The 3,672-nt window shown below is 53.8% G+C and carries 2 protein-coding genes and 1 pseudogene; 1 reads left to right on the top strand and 2 read right to left on the bottom strand.

Annotation, left to right across the window (positions count from 1 at the left end; translation table 11 throughout):
* Positions 1–1,471: 1,471 nt before the first annotated feature.
* Positions 1,472–2,434: a DMT family transporter gene (locus H3V53_RS42425; RefSeq protein WP_336602934.1), complete on the bottom strand. Its 963-nt coding sequence runs from the start codon at positions 2,432–2,434 to the stop codon at positions 1,472–1,474.
* A gap of 450 nt (positions 2,435–2,884) precedes the next feature.
* Here H3V53_RS42425 and H3V53_RS42430 point away from each other — a divergent pair, with 450 nt between their 5' ends.
* Complete coding sequence (locus H3V53_RS42430) at positions 2,885–3,310, top strand: nuclear transport factor 2 family protein (protein WP_336602935.1); 426 nt, start codon at positions 2,885–2,887, stop codon at positions 3,308–3,310.
* A 228-nt stretch (positions 3,311–3,538) separates the two neighbouring features.
* On the opposite strand, the pseudogene H3V53_RS42435 reads toward H3V53_RS42430, so the two are convergent.
* A pseudogene (locus tag H3V53_RS42435) lies at positions 3,539–3,672 on the bottom strand (IS630 family transposase); the annotation flags it as partial.

Genomic DNA, 3,672 nt, shown 5'->3' on the forward strand with positions numbered 1-3,672 from the left:
CGGCGAACCGGTGCAAGACGATCGACCGGTTCAGCAGAAACTCGCCGCCTGATAGCCCCTGCCTTAACGTTGCCCGTACACCACTCTTGACGTTAGCTCTCGACCTTGACGGCGGCTGCTATCCGTTTGAGCGCATCTAGTGCGGGAGAAGTAATGCCGCGCCGCCAGAATTCAACGTCTCGTTCACTGGCACCAACCAATTTAGCCACGCGAGCCGAGCTGAGGCCGGCTCTCCTGCATACAGTGTTGAGGCGCGCAGCAAGCGCGCGTCGGATGCGACCGTTTTCCCGACACCGCTCCAGGTGCTCGATGGTTTGAGCATTTCGATTCATCTCGTACAAATCTCTCAGAATTTATTTGATAAGCGTCGCACTTGGGCAACTAGTCATGCCACGTATTCACATCGAGACTCTATGCGCCGAGCTCCGCTCTGTGAATGAATGGCGCCCTGCGAGCAGCGACCTTACATCAAGAAGAACCGTATAACAATTGGGAAAACGGTATAACCATATGCACAAGCCCGAAAGTAAATTATTCCCTATACGGTTCCGCGCACGAGCAGAATTTAGCGGGAGAATGCGGAGAGACAAGGCCGCCAGAGGCAAAGCTAGAAACGCAGGCGCTCAGGGACCCCGCCGCTGTGTCCCGACAGAATCGGATCCAGGACTTACCGGCGACGGTCTCCGTTGACACCGCAGTTTCGTACCGCGTCGGTTCGATTGCGTCGCTCGTTGCCGCTGCGCTGCCTTTTGCGACTTGTCGCCTGACTGCGGACGGGACAGAGATCGGGTGCAGTCCGATCGACGTCAAAGGCTATCGCGGCAGGTGATCGCCGACACGCGATTGAACCGCCGGTGCGCTTGCCTGGCAGCCGGCAATCGTTGACGCATCCCGAAATCCCACTGCGGAATATGTCGAGACACCGAGACATCATTAAAGTCTCAACGGATGGCGATGATCGCGCGTCGCAGCCGTACTTTCTGCAATAGAGCGCATGTCGCTGCGACACTACTATGCTTGTAAATCGCACATAGGGGTTTATACTTAAATGGTCTCCTTCATGTTCCCCTGGATGTGGATTAGGCCCGCAGGCAACTGCGGGCTTTTTTTCGTGCTAGGCTTGACAACACTGGGCGGACGCCCCCGAAGCTTTTTCGCATTCGCTATGGTACTCAGGCTTGCTGTTGCCGCTGAACTGCATGCCAGCATCTATCGGCTCGTACGATAACAACAATTCATCGCATAGCCATAGCAACTTTTGGTCGCTGGACGAATCTGCACGCCCCCAGATTGTAATCGTTCAACTAACCTTGCTCACTAAAAATTGATTGTTCTTGCTGGCGCCGTCCTTCCCATTTCCAATGTCGGGTGCGTGCGCGTGCCTGTTCACCGCGAGGCCACATTTCTTCTTCAACGTGCACGGCTATCCGGCGCTTCTTGCAACGACTCACTGTGCTACACGTGCAGCATTTCAACGCCGCAGGCGCTCGCCAGCACCGGGATTTTGCGATACCGAAGCGAACCGGGAAGAAAGGTTAATGCGTAGAGGCAATCCGAGGGCGATTCCTCCGAGGATCGTTATCATCGAGATTGCTAACGATGCAGTAATGGTCTCTCCAAGACCAATAACCGAGCATACGACACCAACGACGGGCGTCGCCAACAGGCCTAAGGAAGTGGTGGTTGCCGGAAGGCTCCGGTTAACCATTGACATAGCCCAATATGCCAGTGCTGTACCACACAATCCTGAGAACAGAAAAGCGGCGGCGAGCTTAACAGACCAAGAGATGTGCGGAACGCCATCTAGGGTGATGGCGAGTGTCACCAGGACGCAGCCTGCCAAAAATGTCTGCCAGAACAGCAATTGAAATGGTGTTGAGACCCATCTGTGGGCGCGGACATACAGGATGTTTGCGGCCCAGAAGAAAGCTGCAATCAGGATCACACCATTACCTAGTAACGCATCCGTGTTATCCGATTTAAAGTCTCGGGGATTAAACATAAGCGCGAGACCGATCAATCCGAGGACAATCCCGCCCAGCTGACGTAGAGTTGGCCTTTCTTTTAGGAACAACCAGGCGCCTGGAGCAACCCACAGAGGCGTAGTGTAACCGAGCACAATGGATCGCCCGAGAGGGACAAACTTAAGACCTAATGCAACGAGCGTGGAGAACGCTACCATGTGAAGCACTGAGACTGTCAGCAGAACAGGCAAATCTCCGAGCTTTGGAAGAATCAGTTGGCCGCGCACCAGTTGAATGAAAAACAGCGCGACGCTGGCAATGGCGCATCGGATGGCGATTGCCCACAGCGGCGTAACTTGAACGACGATAAATTTAGTCACAGTCCACGTGAGCGCCCAACTCAAGACTACCAGAGCAAACAGTAAAACAGCGAGTTTGCTCGAAAGCGGATGGGCTTCAGGTCTGTCCATGTCATGAAGTGCTCTGCGAGTTGGCACATGATAGATTTTCGAACCCACGTGGTCAATTCGTGAGTTGCGTGGTACGGAATTTTTTCAAGGAAAAATCCGGGCGCGCCTATACGGCGATACAAACGTATCGGTATATGGCATTCGTTATCCGCTTCCTTCGTGTAAGACTCAAGTTCACCTAGGGCGTTGGCGAGGCCGGGCTGCGGTTACACTCCCCGATCATCCGGGCTATCGGCGATGAGTACGCGATGCGTCGCAAGCAGTCCGACAAGACCTGGTATGCGCTGGCGCGGTTCCATCAGGCTCACGGATTTTTCCGATCTTCGCCGTCGCATGAGAAATTCGTGGCGTTTTCCAAGCGTACGCCTATAATCCAACAATATTCGGAAAATTGTTGCGCGTTTTTGACAGCACGAGGGATTTGCCGGCTCGTTTGAGGGGTATTTCAACGTGAAAAAGCTGATTATTGCCGCAACCATCGTGCTTGCTTGTTCGGGCGCATTTGCGAAAAACTCTGATGAATACGCCCTTACGGACGCAATGTATCACCTAACCGCAGCAATGATCGATGGCGATGCCCAGAGATTGCGAGATCTGACGACTGATACGCTCACTTACGGTCAGCCTAACGACAGTTTGCAAAACCAATCCGCGTTTGTTGCTGCAATCGCAACAGGACGCGTTCATTATCGGCGAATCGACCTGACTCACACATTGGCGAGCATCACGGGCAATACAGCAGTGATCCGCAATCATTTTTCTGCCACCACAGAGTCGAATGGAAAGTTCACAGAAGTTGACCTGGACGAATTACTTGTGTGGCAGCAGAGTAATGGTAGATGGCGGTTACTCGCACGGCAAGGCTGCAGGTATTGAACCGTTTGACGTCTCCTACAACCTAAGGCAAGTCACCGCCACGCATCGCTCACGAAGCGCGTCACTGTCGCTTGCGAATTCGCCGTCCTGCCGAGAAACCGGACGATCCTTAGCCCCCTGAGCGCCCTGCACCATCACATACGATCTGATCTTGCTATTTTGCCGCTGTGTCAGCCCCACGCATACACCACGGCGCCGATACAGACCGCTAACTAGTCCATCGCGTCATTAAAATGGCACCGGGCGAATTCGCCGCGATGGACCGTTGTACTTCCATTTGATCGGCTTCGGATTCTTGTTGTGCTCACGGATATAGCGCATCAGTTTGCGATCCAGATCCTTAACGGTGGTGAAGACGCCTC

The sequence above is a fragment of the Paraburkholderia bengalensis genome, assembly GCF_037126505.1.
Lineage (GTDB): Bacteria > Pseudomonadota > Gammaproteobacteria > Burkholderiales > Burkholderiaceae > Paraburkholderia > Paraburkholderia bengalensis.

Excerpts from the sequence above, each read along its gene's own strand:
- H3V53_RS42425 (WP_336602934.1), bottom strand. The coding sequence starts at position 2,434 with ATGGACAGACCTGAAGCCCATCCGCTTTCGAGCAAACTCGCTGTTTTA.